This is a genomic window from Acidovorax sp. (assembly GCF_034519795.1).
Taxonomy (GTDB): Bacteria; Pseudomonadota; Gammaproteobacteria; order Burkholderiales; family Burkholderiaceae_C; genus Acidovorax.
On record NZ_JAXHOB010000001.1, the window covers coordinates 360,730 to 378,814 of the forward strand.

Annotated in this window: 17 protein-coding genes; 6 read left to right on the top strand and 11 right to left on the bottom strand. The window is 68.3% G+C overall.

The window, feature by feature from the left end; all coding sequences use genetic code 11:
* Positions 1-40: 40 nt before the first annotated feature.
* Both U5N23_RS01700 and U5N23_RS01705 read left to right on the top strand, forming a co-directional pair.
* A complete protein-coding gene (locus tag U5N23_RS01700; protein WP_322591145.1) occupies positions 41-1,720 on the top strand; it encodes a long-chain-fatty-acid--CoA ligase in 1,680 nt (559 codons plus the stop codon).
* 124 nt (positions 1,721-1,844) lie between these two features.
* Positions 1,845-2,588 (top strand): 5'-methylthioadenosine/adenosylhomocysteine nucleosidase, encoded by a 744-nt coding sequence (locus U5N23_RS01705; protein WP_322591146.1) that lies wholly within the window; start codon positions 1,845-1,847, stop codon positions 2,586-2,588.
* A 126-nt stretch (positions 2,589-2,714) separates the two neighbouring features.
* On the opposite strand, the gene corA is transcribed toward U5N23_RS01705, so the two are convergent.
* From corA to U5N23_RS01730, 5 genes are all read right to left on the bottom strand, one after another.
* Positions 2,715-3,701 carry a magnesium/cobalt transporter CorA gene (gene corA, locus U5N23_RS01710; RefSeq protein WP_322591147.1) on the bottom strand — a complete coding sequence of 329 codons (987 nt, stop codon included), beginning with the start codon at positions 3,699-3,701 and terminating at the stop codon, positions 2,715-2,717.
* 193 nt (positions 3,702-3,894) lie between these two features.
* Positions 3,895-4,695 carry a uracil-DNA glycosylase family protein gene (locus tag U5N23_RS01715; protein WP_322591148.1) on the bottom strand — a complete coding sequence of 267 codons (801 nt, stop codon included), beginning with the start codon at positions 4,693-4,695 and terminating at the stop codon, positions 3,895-3,897.
* Positions 4,696-4,705: 10 nt separating this feature from the next.
* Entirely contained in the window at positions 4,706-5,185 is a 480-nt protein-coding gene (gene rimI, locus U5N23_RS01720) for a ribosomal protein S18-alanine N-acetyltransferase (RefSeq protein WP_322591149.1), read from the bottom strand.
* Positions 5,186-5,201: 16 nt separating this feature from the next.
* Positions 5,202-5,921, bottom strand: coding sequence for a tRNA (adenosine(37)-N6)-threonylcarbamoyltransferase complex dimerization subunit type 1 TsaB (tsaB, locus tag U5N23_RS01725; protein ID WP_322591150.1), 720 nt, complete (start codon positions 5,919-5,921; stop codon positions 5,202-5,204).
* A gap of 20 nt (positions 5,922-5,941) precedes the next feature.
* Positions 5,942-6,934 (bottom strand): DMT family transporter, encoded by a 993-nt coding sequence (locus U5N23_RS01730; RefSeq protein WP_322591151.1) that lies wholly within the window; start codon positions 6,932-6,934, stop codon positions 5,942-5,944.
* 60 nt (positions 6,935-6,994) lie between these two features.
* Here U5N23_RS01730 and dacB point away from each other — a divergent pair, with 60 nt between their 5' ends.
* Both dacB and U5N23_RS01740 read left to right on the top strand, forming a co-directional pair.
* Positions 6,995-8,473, top strand: coding sequence for a D-alanyl-D-alanine carboxypeptidase/D-alanyl-D-alanine-endopeptidase (dacB, locus tag U5N23_RS01735; RefSeq protein WP_322591152.1), 1,479 nt, complete (start codon positions 6,995-6,997; stop codon positions 8,471-8,473).
* A 146-nt stretch (positions 8,474-8,619) separates the two neighbouring features.
* A complete protein-coding gene (locus U5N23_RS01740) occupies positions 8,620-9,924 on the top strand; it encodes a lipase family protein (protein WP_322591153.1) in 1,305 nt (434 codons plus the stop codon).
* 49 nt (positions 9,925-9,973) lie between these two features.
* On the opposite strand, the gene U5N23_RS01745 is transcribed toward U5N23_RS01740, so the two are convergent.
* The 5 genes from U5N23_RS01745 to purE all read right to left on the bottom strand — a co-directional run bounded on the left by U5N23_RS01745 (position 9,974) and on the right by purE (position 14,448).
* Positions 9,974-10,561, bottom strand: a complete 588-nt coding sequence (locus tag U5N23_RS01745; RefSeq protein WP_322591154.1) for a transposase domain-containing protein — start codon at positions 10,559-10,561, stop codon at positions 9,974-9,976.
* A 143-nt stretch (positions 10,562-10,704) separates the two neighbouring features.
* Entirely contained in the window at positions 10,705-11,661 is a 957-nt protein-coding gene (locus tag U5N23_RS01750) for an SGNH/GDSL hydrolase family protein (RefSeq protein WP_322591155.1), read from the bottom strand.
* Positions 11,662-11,746: 85 nt separating this feature from the next.
* Entirely contained in the window at positions 11,747-12,763 is a 1,017-nt protein-coding gene (locus U5N23_RS01755; protein WP_322591156.1) for an L-threonylcarbamoyladenylate synthase, read from the bottom strand.
* A gap of 21 nt (positions 12,764-12,784) precedes the next feature.
* Entirely contained in the window at positions 12,785-13,954 is a 1,170-nt protein-coding gene (locus U5N23_RS01760) for a 5-(carboxyamino)imidazole ribonucleotide synthase (RefSeq protein WP_322591157.1), read from the bottom strand.
* Positions 13,951-14,448, bottom strand: coding sequence for a 5-(carboxyamino)imidazole ribonucleotide mutase (gene purE / locus U5N23_RS01765; protein WP_322591158.1), 498 nt, complete (start codon positions 14,446-14,448; stop codon positions 13,951-13,953). The genes U5N23_RS01760 and purE overlap by 4 nt, the downstream gene beginning before the upstream one ends.
* 154 nt (positions 14,449-14,602) lie before the next feature.
* On the opposite strand from purE, the gene trxA reads away from it, so the two are divergent.
* A complete protein-coding gene (trxA, locus tag U5N23_RS01770; RefSeq protein WP_322591159.1) occupies positions 14,603-15,508 on the top strand; it encodes a thioredoxin in 906 nt (301 codons plus the stop codon).
* 60 nt (positions 15,509-15,568) lie between these two features.
* Here the strand turns inward: trxA and U5N23_RS01775 are convergent, their stop codons facing one another.
* On the bottom strand, positions 15,569-16,489 hold the full coding sequence (locus U5N23_RS01775) for a phosphoribosylaminoimidazolesuccinocarboxamide synthase (protein WP_322591160.1): 921 nt from the start codon (positions 16,487-16,489) through the stop codon (positions 15,569-15,571).
* Positions 16,490-16,694: 205 nt separating this feature from the next.
* Between U5N23_RS01775 and U5N23_RS01780 the strand changes: the two genes are divergently transcribed.
* On the top strand, positions 16,695-17,930 hold the full coding sequence (locus U5N23_RS01780; protein WP_322591161.1) for an MFS transporter: 1,236 nt from the start codon (positions 16,695-16,697) through the stop codon (positions 17,928-17,930).
* The last annotated feature ends 155 nt before the right edge of the window (positions 17,931-18,085 follow it).

An 18,085-nucleotide genomic window follows, 5' to 3' on the forward strand; every position in this document is an offset into this window, starting at 1 on the left:
GGGGTTCCATTGCAATGAGAAGTTTGGAGAGACACGCACCATGACCGACCGCCCCTGGCTGGCCGCCTATCCGCAAGGCGTCCCCGCCGATATCGATACCTCGCAGTACCCCTCGCTCGTTGCGCTGATGGACGAAGCGTTCAGCAAGTACGCCAGCCGCGTGGCCTACAGCTTCATGGGCAAGGACGTGAGCTACGCCCAGACCGACTCGCTGAGCAGTGCCTTTGCGGCCTACCTGCAGGGCCTGGGCCTGGTCAAGGGCGACCGCGTCGCCATCATGATGCCCAACGTGCCGCAGTACCCCGTGACGGTGGCGGCCATCCTGCGCGCCGGCTTCGTGGTGGTCAACGTGAACCCGCTGTACACCCCACGCGAGCTGGAACACCAGCTCAAGGACTCGGGCGCCAAGGCCATCGTCATCATCGAGAACTTTGCCAGCACGCTGCAGCAGTGCATCGCCAACACGCCCGTCAAGCACGTGGTGCTGGCGGCCATGGGCGACCAGTTGGGCCTGCTCAAGGGCACGCTGGTGAACTACGTGGTGCGCAACGTCAAGAAGATGGTGCCCACCTATGACCTGCCCGGCGCCGTGCGCTTCAACGATGCGGTGGCCCGTGGCACGCGCGGCAGCTTCAAGAAACCCGACATCCGCCCCGACGACATCGCCCTCCTGCAGTACACCGGTGGCACCACCGGCGTGAGCAAGGGTGCCGTGCTGCTGCACCGCAACGTGCTCGCCAACGTGCTGCAGTCCGAGGCCTGGAACGCGCCCGTGATGGCCAAGGTGCCCTCGGGCGAGCAGCCCACCAGCGTCTGCGCGCTGCCGCTGTACCATATCTTCGCGTTCACCGTGAACATGATGCTGTCCATGCGCACGGGCGGCAAGACCATCCTGATCCCCAACCCGCGCGACCTGCCTGCCGTGCTCAAGGAGCTGTCCAAGCACACCTTCCACAGCTTCCCGGCCGTGAACACGCTGTTCAACGGCCTGGCCAACCACCCCGACTTCAACACCGTCAACTGGAAGAACCTGAAGGTCTCGGTGGGCGGCGGCATGGCGGTGCAGGGTGCCGTGGCCAAGCTCTGGCTGGAGAAGACCGGTTGCCCCATCTGCGAAGGCTATGGCCTCTCGGAAACCAGCCCCTCGGCCAGCTGCAACCCCGTGACGGCCAAGGAATACACCGGCACCATCGGCGTGCCGATCCCCGGCACGTCGATGAAACTGCTGGACGACGAAGGCCACGAAGTCACCACGCTGGGCCAGCCCGGCGAGATCGCCATCAAGGGCCCGCAGGTCATGGCCGGCTACTGGCAGCGCCCCGACGAGACGGCCAAGGTCATGACCGATGACGGCTACTTCAAGTCCGGCGACATCGGCATCATGGATGAGCGCGGCTACTTCAAGATCGTGGACCGCAAGAAGGACATGGTGCTGGTCAGCGGCTTCAACGTCTACCCCAACGAGGTCGAGGAAGTGGTTGCCAACTGCCCCGGTGTGCTCGAATGCGCGGTGGTCGGCGTGCCCGACGAGAAGACCGGCGAGGCCGTCAAGCTGGTCATCGTGAAGAAGGACCCGGGGCTCACCGAGGCCCAGGTCAAGGAGTACTGCAAGGCCAACCTCACGGGCTACAAGCAGCCACGCGTGATCGAGTTCCGCACCGAGCTGCCCAAGACCCCCGTGGGCAAGATCCTGCGCCGCGAGCTGCGCGACAAGAAGTGAGCAACCACCTTCGGGCACCACGATCCGGTGTCTGGAGCGACTGGTTCGAAGAGGGCCTCCGGCTGGAATAATCGCAGACCTGCGTACCCGGCCGCAGGCTCTTTTTCTTTTTGCCCGAAGTTCCATGACCACTGCCATCCTCAGCGCCCTGCCCGAAGAGCAGGCCAGCCTCGTTGCCCGGCTCGAGCGCGCCCAGCGCCTCACGCACGCCGGCCGCTCCTTCTGGCGCGGCGAGCTGTGTGAGCGGCCCGTGGTGCTGGCGCTCTCGGGCATCGGCAAGGTGGCGGCAGCGACCACGGCCACGGCGCTCATCGAGCATTTCGGCGTGGCGCGCATCGTCTTCACCGGCGTAGCCGGCGGCCTGGGCGATGGGGTGAACGTGGGCGACGTGGTGGTGGCAGAGACCTTTGTGCAGCACGACATGGACGCATCGCCGCTGTTCCCGCGCTGGGAGCTGCCCGGCTACGCGCGCACGCGCCTGGACTGCGATCTCCACCTGTCCACCCTGCTGCGCGACGCGGCCCGCGATTGCCTGTCCGGCGCCGCCCGCCTGCCGGGTCTGGACGATGGAGCCCACCGCGTGCACCACGGCCTCGTCGCCAGCGGCGACCGGTTCGTCGCGAGTGCCCAGGAAGCCCGGCAACTGCGCGAAGCCCTGGGTCTGGCCGGCCACAACGCACTCGCCGTCGAAATGGAAGGCGCAGCCGTGGCCCAGGTCTGCCTGGACTACGGCATTCCCTTCGCCGCCATCCGCACCATCTCCGACCGCGCCGACGACACCGCCCACGTCGACTTCGCCCACTTCGTCCAGACCGTCGCCAGCCGCTACGCCGAGCACATGGTGCGGGTGCTCATGCAAACGCTGTGACCCGACAGCACAAGGGTGCGCAGCGCCCGAAGTGCAACTGCCAGCGCCACCGTGGATCCGGCTTTGCCGGTCCAGGGGTGGCGTCCCCCCTCAGGGGGGAAGGCGCGCAGCGCCACAGGGGGGAGCCTATTTCAACCAGCCGCGTTTGCGAAAGTACCACATGGGCCCCAGCGCGCTGGCCAGCATCAGCCCCAGCGCATAGGGGTAGCCCAGCGACCAGTCGAGCTCGGGCATGAACTTGAAGTTCATGCCATACACGCTGGCGATCAGCGTGGGCGGCAGCAGGGCCACGCTGGCCACCGAGAAGATCTTGATGATCTTGTTCTGGTTGATGTTGATGAAACCGACCGTGGCGTCCATCAGGAAGTTGATCTTGTCGAACAGGAAGGCCGTGTGGTTGTCCAGCGACTCGATGTCGCGCAGGATCTGGCGCGCCTCCTCGAACTGCTCGGAGTTGAGCATCTTGCTGCGCATCATGAAGCTCACCGCGCGGCGCGTGTCCATCACGTTGCGGCGGATGCGGCCGTTCAAGTCTTCCTGGCGCGCGATGGCGGCCAGCACCTCGCCGGCGCGGGTGTCGGTCACATCGCCGGCCAGCACCTGCTTGCTCACCGCTTCGAGTTCGTCGTAGATGTTCTCCAGCGTGTCGGCCGAGTACTCGGCATCCGCGTCGAACAGCTTGAGCAGCACCTCCTTGGCGTCCTCGATGAGGCCCGGCGCACGCCGCGCGCGCATGCGCAGCAGGCGAAAGACGGGCACGTCCTCGTCGTGGATGGAGAACAGCACGCCCCGGCTCTTGAGGTTGGCGTTGTGCTGGTTCAGGATGAAGGCCACGCGCACCGAGCGCGGGTTCTCGTCGTCGTCGATCAAAAAGTCGCTGCGGATGTGCAGCTCGCCGTTGTCTTCCTCGTAGAAGCGGGCGGACTCCTCGATGTCCTCGTCCATCGCATCCTCGGGGATGGACAGGCCATAGTGCTGCTTGATCCAGCGCTTCTCTTCGAGCGTGGGGGCTTCCAGGTCCACCCAGATCGGCTGGAACCTGGCGAGCTCTTCCAGGGATTCGATCTCTTCCTGGAACAGCCGGCCATTGGCAAGCGTAAAGATGTTGAGCATGGGCTCACTCCCTTGGTAATTGGCGTCTGCGGTGGGGGGTCAGGGGTTGCTTTCAACCCCACGGCAGGCCGGGGAGCTGAAAGCTACCAACTCGGGTAGGTTTCCAAGGAGCGTTCTCCGTCAAAAGTGCAAGCGGCGGATTATCGCATTGGGCCGCAGGCGTGTCTGTGACAGCACCGGGCCTGGTTGCGCCTCAGGCTGCTGGGGTGGTTGCGCGCACGGTGGCCAGCGCCCGGCACAGATCGGCCCAGGCGGCGGCCTTGTTGTCCTGCGAGCGCAGCAGGAAAGCCGGGTCGTAGGTGACCACGGCCGGGCAGCCCGCCAGCGTGTGCGGCCCCGCGCGCAGGCGGCCCAGGGGCTCGGTGCTGGCCAGAGCGGCCCGGGCGGCCACATGGCCCAGCACCAGCACCATGGCCGGTTGCAGCACGGTGACGGCTTCGGACAACTGCCCGGCCACGTCGGCATCACCGCCGTGGCCGCCAGGCGCAATGCGCTGCAGCGCCGCAAGGAACACCCGCGGGTGGCGGTGCAGCTGCATGGCGCGCAGCATGTTGTCCAGCAGCTTGCCGGCATCACCCGACAGTGGCTCGGCGGGCTGGGGGATTTCGGCCACGATGAGCCAGCCGCCGCCCAGGCCTGCCGGCGTGCGCGCCGGGTCTGCCGTGGGATACAGCGCCTGGGGTGTGTGGAGCGAGAGGCCGGTGGCCGCTGCTACAGCGGCCTGGGGCACCGGTGTGCTGGCTGCGGTTGCGCGTGGCGCTGCCGGTGCGGGGGCGTGCGCCTGCGCTGGCTGCGGTGCGGCGGGCGCCGGCGACTGCGGGGCCGGCCGTAGCGCCGTGGCCACTGCTCCGTCGTGGGCGGGCACGGCCCGGGCGGCCGGCGCAGCCACGGAGGCAACGGCGGGCGGGGCCGCAGTGGCTTCACCGGGGGCCCACACGGTCACCCCCATCTCCTGCAGCATGGCGCGCTGGCGCGCATCGAGGGAAAGGCTCATGGGGTGGTTCTCACAATGGCAGGCTCATGACCACCGCGTCTTCGCGCAGGCCATGGTGGGCCGGGTAGTAGCGCTTGCGCTCACCCACGCGGCGAAAGCCATGGGTTTCATAGATCTGCTGGGCGCGCTGGTTGCTCACACGCACCTCCAGCCACAGCCACTGGGCACCCTTGCCGCGCGACCACAGGGCCAGCGCGTCCAGCAGCACGCGGGCCCAGCCCTGGCGCTGGAACTCGGGCGTGACGGTGAGGTTCAGCAGGTGCACTTCGTCCACCCCCATCATGGCCACGAAGTAGCCCAGCAACTGGTCGCCGCCCATCAGCAACTGGCACTCGTAGCGCGAGGCCATGGCGTCGATGAAGTTGCCCCGCGTCCAGGGGTGGGTGTAGGCGCGCTGCTCCACCTCCAGCACGGCGTCGAGCTGGGACAGCGTGAGGGCTTGCAGTCGCGCCTCGGGGGCATCCGCAGACGGGGTGGGTACGGCGCTCATGGCGAAAGTCGTTGGTTCAGGGGTTGGTCGTAGCGGCCGCCTGGGCAGCGCGCAACGCGTCCCGCTCGGCCGTGGTTTTCGCCACTTTATCGCGGATGTAGCGCGGCAGGGCATCGCTGGCGGGCACGGCCTCCCCTGCGGCCAGCAGGGCCGGCGCCAGGCGCAGCAGCGCGGTGGCCGTGGGCAGGGCCCGCACATGCTTGGCCAGGGGCGCCAGGCGCTCTCCATAGGGGGCCTGCGCATTGCCGGCCACGCTCCAGCCGGCTGGCACTTGCACGGCATCGGGCGCGCCCAGGCCGAAGTCGGCATCGGCCAGCCAGCGGCTCTCGGTGGGCCGCCATTCGCAGCGGGCGCTGTAGACCTCGTCCATGCGCGCGTCGAGCACGGCCACCACCTGCGTGCAGCCATGCTGGTGGCGGGCCTCTTCGGCCACGGCCAGCAAGGTGTCCACCGGCAGCACGGGCACGCCCGCACCGCCGCGGGCGCCGAAGGCCAGTCCCTGGGCCACGGCGCAGGCGGTGCGCAGACCGGTGAAGGAGCCTGGGCCCCGGCCGAAGACGATGGCGTCCAGCGTGGCGAACGACAGGCCGGCCTCTGCCAGCAGGCGGTTGATGGCCGGGATCAGCGTGGACGAGGCCAGTGCGCCGCCAGGGCCCGTGTGCTCGCGCACCGCGTCCCCGTGCTGCACTGCAATGGACAGGGTATCGGTGCTGGTATCGAAGGCAAGCAGGTTCATGGCGGTGGCAGGCGGGGAAATCAGGCTGCGGATTTTGGGGCGGCGGTCGGCACAGAGGCGGGCGCGGGGCTCTTGCGCAGCACGCCCAGCAGGATACCCGTGGTCACGAGCGCCAGGCCCGCGCCCAGGTTCCAGTGCATGGGTTCGTCCAGGAGCAGCACCGCGCCGATGGCCGACAGCCCGGGCACCAGCGCCGTGATCATGGTGCTGCGCACGGGGCCGTAGTGCTGGATCATGCGCGTGAACGCAATCCCCGAGATGACCACCGAGCCGCCGCCCTGGAAGATCAGCTGGAAGAGGATTTCGCTCCACGGCGCCAACCCCAGGTGGCTGGTGACCGCGCCCAGCGCCAGCAGCACCGCGTACACGGGTGCGTACACCAGCAGCGCGAAGGCGGTGATGGCGATGGTGGCCTGCACCGCATCGACGGCCAGGCGCCGCGCCTGCACGCTGTAGGCGGCCCAGCTCGCGGCCGCCAGCATGAAGAGCACGTCGCCCTTCCACACATCGCCGCCCGCAAAGCCGGCCAGCAGGCTGCGCCCGCCCACCAGCAGGTCGCCGGCCACGATGAGCGCCAGGCCCATGGCGCGCAAGGGCGTGATGCGGTCGTGCAGCACGAGCACGGCCAGCAGCGCCGTCCACAGCGGCAGGCTGCCGGGCATGAGCACGGCGGCATGGGTGGCCGGGGCGTGGAAAAAGCCGGCGTAGGCCAGCACGGCGTACAGCACCCCGCCGAAGACGCCCAGCAGGGCCGTGGTGGACAGCGGCAGCGGCGAGATGCCGCCCAGGCTGGAGGCGGGGGCACTGGCGCCCAGCAGCGCACGGCGCCGGCGCACCAGCCACCAGCCCCAGGGCAGCAGCACCACGCTGGCGCCGACGATGCGCAGCAGCGTGATGTCCAGGGGCGTGAGGCTGCGCTGGGCCGAGGCGCGGGCGATCACGATGAAGCTGGTCCAGAGGGTGACGGTCACCAGGGCCGCCAGCAGGCCCATGGCGCGGGGAGAAAAGCGCATCCGGGGATTATCGGCGCGCCGGGCAGGCCGTGCCGGTGGGGGGCGATAGACTCCCCGTCCATGCTGTCCGTACGCCCGTTGACCTGCCTGCCCCTGCCATTCTTTGCGCCAGCGTGGCGCCTTGCCGCCCCGTTGGCGCTGCTGTGGGGCCTGGCGCTTCCCGGTGCCCAGGCCCAGGTGCCCAGCCCTTCGCCGCTGCCGCCCGAGGTGGAGGCCGCGCTCTCCCGTGCCCGCCTGCCACGCGAGGCGCTCTCGGTGCTGGTGGTCGATGCCCAGGGCGGCCCGCGCCAGGCCGCGCGCCTAGCGCACCGCGCCCAGGTGCCGATGAACCCGGCCTCGGTGATGAAGCTGGTCACCACCTACGCGGCGCTCGATCAGTTGGGCCCGGCCTATGCCTGGAACACTCCCGTCTACGTGCAGGGCACGGTGCAGGACGGCAGCCTGCGCGGCAACGTCTACATCCAGGGCCAGGGCGATCCCAAGCTGGTGATGGAGCGGCTGTGGCTGCTGCTGCGCCGCCTGCAGGGCCAGGGCATCCAGGTCATCGTGGGTGACATCGTGCTCGACCGCACGGCCTTCGACGTGCCCGAGCAGGACCCCGGCAGCTTCGACAATGAGCCCCTGCGGCCCTACAACGCCTCGCCCGATGCGCTGCTGGTGAACTACAAGTCCCAGGTCATGACCTTCGTGCCCGATGCCGCCGCCGGTCTGGCGCGCATCCAGTACGACCCCCCGATGGCCGGCGTGCAGCGCCAGACTTCCGTGGCGCTGGCCGCGCCTGGGGCGGACTGCGGCGACTGGCGCGGCGCCTTGAAGGCGGAATTGGCCGACCCCGCGCGCATCGCCTTCCAGGGCGTGTTCCCGGCCAGTTGCGGTGAGCGCGTGTGGCCGATTGCGCCGTCGGACCCGCGCGGCTTTGCGGCGCGCGCGCTGGAGGGCATGTGGCGCGAGCTGGGCGGCAAGCTCACGGGCAGCGTGCGCGACGGCAAGGTGCCGGCTGGCCTGAAGCCCGCCTTCGTGGCCTCCTCGCCCGCGCTGGCCGAGGTGGTGCGCGACGTGAACAAGTACAGCAACAACGTCATGGCACAGCAGGTGTTTCTCACGCTGGCCCTGGGGACGAAGGGGACGCCGGCCACCTTCGACGGGGCGCGCGAGGCCCTGCGCCGCTGGTGGCAACTGCGCTTTGGCGATACCGACCAACCTGTGGCCGACAACGGCGCGGGCCTGTCCCGCGATGCGCGCATCACGGCCCAGGGCCTGGCGCGCATGCTCCAATCGGCCTGGGCTTCGCCAGTGATGCCCGAGCTGGTGTCCTCCCTGCCCATCGCTGGCGTGGATGGCACCCTGCGCCGCAGCCAGGCCCGGGGCGCGGCCCACCTCAAGACCGGCAGCCTGCGCGATGTGATGGCCATTGCCGGCTATGTGCACGGCGCCAGCGGACGGCGCTACGTGCTGGTGGCCATGGTCAACCATGCCAATGCCGGTGCCGCCCGCCCGGTGCTCGATGCGCTGACCGACTGGGCCGCGCGCGACCAGTAGGCGACGGCTTGGGGCACGAACCCGTGTCGCCCAGGCGTCCGCAGGTCCTCGTATTCCCTAATGGCGGCTCTGGCGCTGGTGCGCGCACGATGCGGCGTTACGATCAACCGACCAAACCACATACCTATAGACCGGAGGATGCGCCCATGAAGTATTTTCGCCTGACCTGTGTCGCCGCGGTAGCGGCCCTGCTTGCCGCCTGCGGTGGCTCCGACGACCACGGACGCGGGGACCTGGTGGAGATCCCCACCGTCCTGACCACGCTCACCGCCGACCAGATCGACGCGGGCACCACGTCCAGCGGCTTGCGTGCCATTGCCGGCAAGGCACGCTGCGATGTGAAGGTGGTGGCGATCAACTACTACACGGCAGGCGTCAAGGCCGGCGAGCTCACCAACGCCTCGGGCGTGATGCTGGTGCCCGCGGGCAGTTGCAGCACGGAAAAGACCGCCCTGCTGGCCTACGCCAAGGGCACCGACGTGCAAAAGCCGCGCACCCTGGCCAACCCACAGGACAGCGAGACCTTCCTGCTGGCCGCGATGTACGCCTCGCAGGGCTATGCCGTGGTGGCCACCGACTACCTTGGGTTTGCCAAGTCGGGCTACAGCTACCACCCCTACCTGCATGCCGATTCGGAAGCCACCTCGGTGATCGACTCGGTGCGCGCTGCGCGCAAGGCCGCCGCTTCGGTGGGGGGCAACCTGTCGGGCCGCATTCTGTTCACCGGGTACTCGCAGGGGGGGCATGCGTCCATGGCCGCCCACCGTGCCGCCGAGCGTGACTACGGCAACGAGTTCGACGTGGCGGCTGGTGCCCACCTGGCAGGACCCTACAACCTGTCGGGTTCGCTGCGCATCCCCGATGCGATCGCGGGCGTGCAGTTCTTCGTGCCCTACCTCGTGACGGCCTGGCAGAAGGTCTACGGCAACATCTACAGCGACGTGAAGCTGGCCTTCAAGGCGCCGTACTCGAACTACATCGAGACCCTGCTGCCCAACCCGACGATGAACTACACCACGCTGGTGACCTCGGGCACCTTGCCGGCCGGCACACCCAACCAGGCGCGCGATGCGCTGTTCCAGCCGGCCTTCATTGCCAGCAGCCAGACGAATGCGAACGATCCACTCTATCTGGCAGCGCAGAAGAACGACCTTCTGGGCTGGACGCCCAAGTCGCGCGTGCTGCTGTGCGGTGGCTCGGGCGATCCCACGGTGCCACCTGCCGTGCACCAGCGCGTGATGGCCGCCGATTTCGCCGCACGCGGCGTGACCAACGTGATCTCGGTGGATGTGGACGGTGCCATCCAGACCGCCTTCGGCCCCGGTGGCGCAGCGCCTACCGACCCGACTTCCGCGGCCTTTGCCACCTACTATGGTGCCTACCACGGCACCTATGAGCCACCGTTCTGCCACGCCCAGGCGCGTGCTGCGTTCGACATCATCGTGAAGTAAGCGAGCCGCTGCGCCAACGGCCAAAGCCGACCTCCGGGTCCAATGCCAGTCAGTTAACCCTGACTGGCATTTTTTTTCGTTGGGAATTTGGGAGCACGATTTTTGACAACCCTGGGGAAGCTGCGCTGTGGGTATCCATCAAGCAGGTGGCGCGGATCTGCGGCCAGGGCGAGGGGCCATGCTGGTTGCTGCTGCTGCCCAGTTGCGCGCGATTCTCGGGCGTGTCCGGGGCTGACCAGACCACACCATCCACGGCCAGCACGCGCAGGGGCTGCTTTGCATTCGCCACTGGGCGACTCCAGGCTTGGGTCAGCAAAGAGAACAGCTCAGCCAGGGGGGCCTCTCCCAAGCGCTGGCGGACCTGCACGCTGGCTCTCGGCGCGGGAAGTGCTTGCCCATCCAGGCTCAAGTCCAACTGCTGCACTACCTGCCAGAGTGGCCGATCGCGAAACAGTGCCAGTCCGATCACCAGCCACACGGCGTGCTCGGCAGGCAGCTTGCGTCGCCTGATCGAGGCTTTGCCGCTGGCTGCCAGCGCCTGCTCGATCCAGGCGGGGTCTATCAACGCGCTGAGCTCGTCAAGCCGATCTGGAACTCGGGGCAAGGTATCGCGCAGTGCGCGCCGAAGCAGGCTCATCAAGCAAAAAAGGGAACGTGTTGAACACGTTACCTTTTTACTGCATCAGTTGGCCTGGGGGCTTAACGGCCTGGGTGCTTAACTGACTGGCATTGACCCCATGGGTCGGCCTTTTTTGTGGGCCAGGCCCGGCAGAAACCCGCTTACCAGCGCGCGCGCAGGCGGTCGTAGGCGTAGTTGCCGAACTGGCGGTGGGCGTTGGGCGTCAGGTAGACGCTGTCGGCGAACACGTAGGCATCCTGGTTGGCACCCGTGAGGAGGGTCGAGGTCGTGCACAGGGCCGAGTTGACCTGGCCGGCGCCGATGCCGATGCCGTTGGTGGTGTCCAGCGAGGTGCACACGGGCGTGGTGGCGTTGTTGAAACCGTAGTTGGCAGGGGTGCCGACATACAGGTTCACATAGTAGGCCGAGTCCACGTAGAGTACATTGGCACCGAGGTCGACAATGCTCACCAGCAGGCCTTCGTTGAAACGGCTGCTGGCATCGCTGAGCAGGGCTTCGCGGTTGATGGTCTTGGCCCAGGGCGTCTTGCCCAGGTCATAGGTGCCGGTGACGACCACGTTCTTGGCGCCCGCGGCGACCAGGCGGCGCACCTGGGTGGCCAGGTCCTGCCCAGCCTTGCGCGCAGCAGCCACCATGTCGGTGGTGCTCTGGGTGCCGGCCGTCACGGCGGCCATGCCGGCGATCACATCGCTCGGGCCCCCGTTGATGACGATCAGGTCGTTCGTGGCAACGCCGCCGGCGGCCAGGAAGGCGTCGATCTGCTCCGTTACCGTGGGCGTGGTCGCCACGCCGGCGGCATCGGGCTTGATCGCCACGCGCGCGTTGCCCACGGCGTAGCTGCGGCCGCCAGCAGCGGACGATGCGGCCAGGGTCTTGCCGTAACGCGATGCGATCTGCAGCGTCCAGTTGTTCACGCTGCCATCGTTGACCGAGTAGCGCGTTCCCTTCTGGCCGATGTCGTTGTAAGCGTCGCCAAAGGCCACCAGGCGTTCAGGGTTGAAAGCCGACTCCGTCGTGCTCGAACCGCAGGCCGCAAGCAGTGTGGCCGACGCGCATGCGGCCACCAGTACGGTGCGGCGCATCCAATTTGCTGCCATGTATTTCTCCAGAAAATGGGGGGTTAGTTTAACGACGCCATGTCAAGCCATGTAAAGCATTGTCACAGTGCGGCCATATTGGTACTCAGGCTGCCGCAGCGCGCTGCAGGCGGTCGCGCACGCCCTCCCATTCCGGGGTGGGAGGCGGAGCTTCGATCCAGATCAGCTTGACCCCGGCATCGTCGAAGCTGCGCAGCACGGCAAACAGCTGCTGGGCCGTGGCAGACGCATCATCGGGCATGCGGCGCATGAGCAGCCTGGACGAGCGCGTGCGCAGCGCCGCGCGGGCATAGATGGCCATGTGGGCGGCATCGGCGCCGAGCAGGTCCAGGCCTGTCTGCAGGGCCTTGGCATCCATCAGCCGCACCTTGGCGTTGGGGGCGTAGTGGGCTTCCAGCGTGCCCGAGGCGCGCGGCGTGTGCTCGGGCAGGTCTTCCTTGGACAGCGGAGCGATGCCGCAGGCGCGGGTGATCTGCGCGCGCGCGATGGCCCCCGGGCGCAGCAGCACCGGCGTGCCACGCGTGCAGTCGACGATGGTCGACTCGATCCCCACCCCGCAGGGGCCGCCGTCGAGCACCAGCAAGTCCTCCCCCAGCTCGTCGGCGACATGCCGGGCGGTGGTGGGGCTCACGCGGCCGAAGCGGTTGGCGCTGGGCGCTGCCACGCCCCATACGGGCGGGCCACCAAGTTCGCCACCATCGCCGGGGGCCGCACACGCGGCCAGCAAGGCATGTGCCACGGGATGGGCCGGGCAACGCAGGCCCACGCTGTCCTGGCCACCGGTGGCGGCCGTTGCCACGCCGGGGCGGCGCGGCAGGATGATGGTCAGCGGCCCGGGCCAGAATGCGTCGACCAGGGCCTGCGCAAAGGCCGGCACCTCGCTGGCGAAATGGGCAATGCCCGAGGCATCTGCCACATGCACGATCAGCGGGTGGTCGCTGGGCCGGCCCTTGGCCGCAAAGATCTGGGCCACGGCGGCATCGCTGCTGGCATCTGCCGCGAGGCCATACACCGTTTCGGTGGGCAGGCCCAGCAGGGCGCCACTGCGCACCGCACGGGCGGCAGCGGCGATGGATTCGGGCTGGGTGCCGTCAAGAATCATGGCATGCGGTCCGGGGCCGGTTCAGAACGCCGCAATGCCCAGCAGGGCAGCCGCCTTGAGGGCGGTGGCGCGTGCCGCATCGGCGCTGTCGGCCGTGATGTTCAGGTGCCCCATCTTGCGTCCGGGCTTGGCGTCGCGCTTGCCGTACAGGTGCAGATGGGTGCCGGGCAGGGCCAGGATTTCAGCCCAGGGTGGGGTCTGCCCGCTGCCGTCGGCGGCGAACCACAGGTCGCCCAGCAGGTTGAGCATGACGGCCGGGCTGTGCTGGCGCGGCTGTGTGAGTGGCAGGCCGGCCATGGTGCGCACCTGCAGTTCGAACTGCGAGACATCGCAGGCGTTCTGGCTGTAGTGGCCGCTGTTGTGCGGGCGCGGGGCGATCTCGTTGACCACCAGGCTGCCGTCCTGCAGCACGAAGAACTCCACACACAGCACGCCCACGTACGACAGGCCGGTGGCAATCGAGATGGCACCCGCAATGGCCTGGCGCGCCAAGGTATCGGGCAGGTTGCCGGCATGCACCTCGGTCACGGCCAGAATGCCGTCGCGGTGCAGGTTGCGCTGCACCGGCAGGTGAACGCAGGCGCCATCGGCCCCGCGCGCGACGATGACCGAGCATTCGAGCGCCAGCGGCAGCATCTTTTCGAGCACGCAGGCCACCTGGCCCACCGAATCCCAGGCGGCCGCGAGTTCGGCGGCGGTCCTCACCCGCACCTGGCCCTTGCCGTCGTAGCCCATGCGGGCGGTCTTGAGGATCCCGGGCAAGAGGTCGGCTTGGACGGCCGCCAGTTGCGCGGCCGTCTCGATCACCGCATAGGGGGCGCAGGGCACGCCGCAGCGCACGAAATGGGCTTTTTCCTGCGCGCGGTCCTGCGCCACAGCCACGGCACCCGCAGCGGGCGACACCGGGCGCAGCGCGCCCAGGGCCGCGAGGGCGGTGGCGGGCACGTTCTCGAACTCGGTGGTCACGGCATCGGCCACGCGGGCCAGCTCAGCCAGGCCGGCGGCGTCCTCGTAGCCGGTCTGGATATGGTGGTGGCTCACCAGCCCGGCGGGACTGGTCGGATCGGCGTCGAGCACAGCCGTGAAATAGCCCATGGCCTGGGCCGTGTGCACGAACATGCGGCCCAACTGGCCACCGCCGAGCACGCCGAGCGTGGCGCCCGGCAGGAGAGGTGCAGTCAGTGTGCTCATGCAGCAGCCGGTGGCAAGGCCATGTTGCGGGCGACCTCGGTCTGCTCGGCGCGGAAGGCTTCCAGGCGCTGGCGCAGCTCCGGGTTTTCGCTGGCCAGCAAGGCCACTGCGAACAGGGCGGCATTGGCGGCACCAGCCGTGCCGATGGCGAAGGTCGCCACGGGGATGCCCTTGGGCATCTGCACGATGCTGTGCAGCGAGTCCACGCCCTGCAGGTGGCGGCTGGCCACGGGCACGCCCAGCACGGGCACGGTGGTCTTGGCGGCGATCATACCGGGCAGGTGCGCTGCGCCGCCCGCACCGGCGATGATGGCCTTGAGGCCCCGGCCGACAGCGGCTTCGGCATAGGCGAACATGTCATCGGGCATGCGGTGCGCCGACACCACGCGTGCCTCGTGGGAAATGCCGAATTGCTCAAGAATCTGCACTGCATGCTGCATGGTCTCCCAGTCGCTGCTGGAGCCCATGACCACGCCGATCTGGATGGGTTTCATGGTGTGTGTGGGGGCGCTGCGGCGGACTCCGGTCTGCCGCAGTGCTGTAGGTGGAACCCCCGATTTTACGATTTGCGATGGCCCCCCTGCCACGGGGTTGTTTCAATGCGCCAAAATAGCGCCAACTTGCTTCACCGGCCCTGGGCCCCCGACCATGATTGATGTCACCGTAGAAAATTTTGAAGCCGAGGTGATTGCCGCCTCGATGGACGTGCCCGTGCTGGTGGATTTCTGGGCGCCCTGGTGTGGCCCCTGCAAGTCGCTCGGTCCGGTGCTGGAGAAGCTGGAGACCGAGTACGACGGCCGCTTCAAGCTGGCCAAGATCGATTCCGACCAGGAGCAGCAGCTCGCCGGCATGTTCGGCATCCGCAGCATTCCCACCTGCGTGCTGCTCATGAACGGCCAGCCCGTGGACGGTTTCATGGGCGCCCTGCCCGAAGGCCAGGTGCGCGAATTCCTCGACAAGCATGTGCCCACGGCCGAGGTCCTGGAAGCCGAGGAGCAGGAGGAAGAAGCCCTGGACGCCCTGGCCGAAGGCGATACCGGCACCGCGCTGGAGAAGCTGCAGCACGCCGTGGCCACCGACCCGGGCAATGACGACGCACGCTTCGACTACGTCAAGCTGCTGCTGCAACTGGGCCGCGACGACGACGCCAAGGTGGCCTTCGCCCCGGTGATCGCCAAGGCCCCGAATTCGCGCAAGATCGCCGCGCTCAAGGTCTGGATGGACGCCATCGATACCGTGGCGACCACCGAGGGCGCGGGCGACACGGCTGCGTTCGACGCGAAGATCGCGGCCAACAAGCGCGACTTCGACGCCCGCCTGGCGCAGGCGCGCTGGCTCATCACCGAGCAGCGCTGGACGGATGCCATGGACGAGCTGCTCGAGATCCTCATGCGCGACAAGGCCTGGGGTGAAGAGGTGGCGCGCAAGACCTATGTCGCCATCCTGGAGATCATCGAGCAGCCCAAGGCCAAGGTAGCCGACGGCCAGATCCCGCCCGATGACCCGGTGGTGGCCACGTACCGCCGCCGCCTGTCGAGCGTCGTGCTCAGCTGACGGGCACCCTGCAACGCAAAAGGCTCCCTCGGGAGCCTTTTCGTTGCGGGGACCGGGAAATCAGCCGATCAACCGTTCCAGCGCCTCGCGGTACTTGGCTGCGGTCTTCTCGATCACCTCGCGCGGCAGGCGCGGCGAGGGCGGGGTCTTGTCCCAGGGCTTGCCGTTGACCTGGGCCTGCTCCAGCCAGTCGCGCACGAACTGCTTGTCGTAGCTCGGCGGGTTCTGGCCGGCGGCCAGCGCGGCTTCGTAGCCTTCCACGGGCCAGTAGCGCGAGCTGTCGGGCGTGAGCACTTCGTCCATCAACACCAGGGTGCCGTCGGGCGCCAGGCCGAACTCGAATTTCGTGTCGGCAATGATCATGCCCTTGGTGAGCGCGATCTCGGCGGCGGCCTGGTAGATGGCGATGCTCAGGTCGCGGATCTGCGTGGCCAGGGGCAGGCCGATCATCTCCACCGTGCGCTCGAAGGTGATGTTCTCGTCGTGCTCGCCGGCTGCGGCCTTGGCGGCCGGCGTGTAGATGGGCGCCGGCAGCTTGGCCGCATTGGTCAGGCCCTCGGGCAGCGGCACGCCACAGACCGAGCGCGATTCCTGGTATTCCTTCCAGCCGCTGCCGGCCAGGTAGCCGCGCACCACGGCCTCGACCGGGATGGGCTTGAGGCGCTGCACCAGCATCGACCGGCCGCGGATCTGCTCGGCTTCTGCGGGCGTCACCACGCTCTCGGGGGCGTCGCCCGTCAGGTGGTTGGGGCAGATATGGCCGAGCTTGTCGAACCAGAACAGCGCCATCTGCGTGAGCAACTCGCCCTTGCCGGGGATGGGTTCGCCCATGATCACGTCGAAGGCCGAGAGGCGGTCGCTGGCCACCATCAGGATGCGGTCGTCGCCCACGGCGTAGTTGTCGCGCACCTTGCCGCGCGCCAGCAGCGGCAGCGAGGTCAGGGCGGAGGTGTGCAGGGCGTTGGAGCTGGGCTGGGTCATGGTGTCGGTGTGGGGCAGTCGGTGTCCGCTGCAGGCAGGCCTTGGGGAAAAGGGGGAGGGCGCGCACCCGCGCGGCCACATTCTGTGCAATCTGCGATTTTACGCGCCGGGGCGGGCGGTCCGGTCGGGCAGGGGCTTGTGGCGCATCCCGAGGGGCGGCACACTGCCGGGCTTGCTTTCACCATGCCCTTGCCGGCAACCCCCTGTGCCCACTTCCCATCCCCTCACTCCCCGCCGCGAACTGTGGCTGCTGTTGACACTGGCGGGCGTGCAGTTCACCCACATCCTGGATTTCATGATCATGATGCCGCTGGGCCCACAGCTCACGCGGATTTTCTCCATCAGCGACGCGCAGTTCGGCCTGCTGGTGTCGGCGTACACGCTCTCGGCCGGCGTCTCGGGGCTGCTGGCCTCCACCTACATCGACCGCTTTGGCCGCAAGCGGCTGCTGCTGGCGCTGTACGCGCTGTTCGGCCTGGCCACGCTGGCCTGCGGCCTGGCGCCCACCTATGCCACGCTGATGGTGGCGCGGGTGCTGGCCGGCATGTTCGGCGGCGTGCTCTCGGCCCTGTGCCAGACCATCGTGGCCGATGTCATCCCCTTCGAACGGCGCGGGCGCGCCATGGGTATCGTCATGACCTCGTTCTCGGTGTCCACGGTGGCCGGGGTGCCGCTGGGGCTGGTGTTCGCCGAGTACGGAGGCTGGCACATGCCGTTCTTCGCCATCGCCGCCATGTGCCTGCTGCTGCTGGTGTTTGCCGCGCGTGCGCTGCCCACGATGAACGCCCACCTGGCCGCAGGCCAGCAGCGCACGGCGCTGGGCGGCATTGCCGAGGTGCTCCGGGACGCCAACCACCGGCAGGCCTTCCTGTTCTCGGGCCTGCTGATGTTCACCGGTTTCACGGTGATCCCCTACATCACCATCTACATGCAGGCCAATGCCGGCGTGCGCACCGACCAGGTGCCGCTGATCTACCTGTGCGGCGGGGTGGTGACCCTGTTCACCGCGCGCCTGTTCGGGCGCCTGACGGATGCGCGCGGCAAGGTGGCCACCTTCCGCTGGCTGGCGCTGGCGGTCGGGCCCTGCCTGCTGGGCATCACGCTGGTGCATGGGGTGCCGCTGTGGACCGTGCTGATCGTGTCCACGCTGATGTTCGCCTTCATGAGCGGGCGCATGATTCCCGGCATGGCCATCATCACCTCGGCCGCCAATCCGCAACTGCGCGGCACCTTCATGACGCTCAATGCGTCGGTGCAGTCGGCGGCCATGGGGGTGGCGTCACTGGTGGGAGGGGTGCTGATCAGCCGCGATGCACAGGGCCTGGTGCAGGGCTACTGGATGGCGGCCGTGGTGGGCATCGTTGCCAGCGTGCTGTCCATCGTGGTGGTGGGGCGGCTGGTGCTGCATGGCGCAGCGCCGGCGACTGCAGCAAAGGCCTGAATCGCGTGGCGAAAGAGGTGGGGCTCCCCGCCAACTCAGCCATTGTGCGCCCTTTTCGGGCCGCTGGCACCTCGTCGGGCATAACCCAGCGGGCAGGGGCGGTAAGGGATTGCATTTCGATGACAGCAGGGGCATAGTGAACCCGTCAATGGATG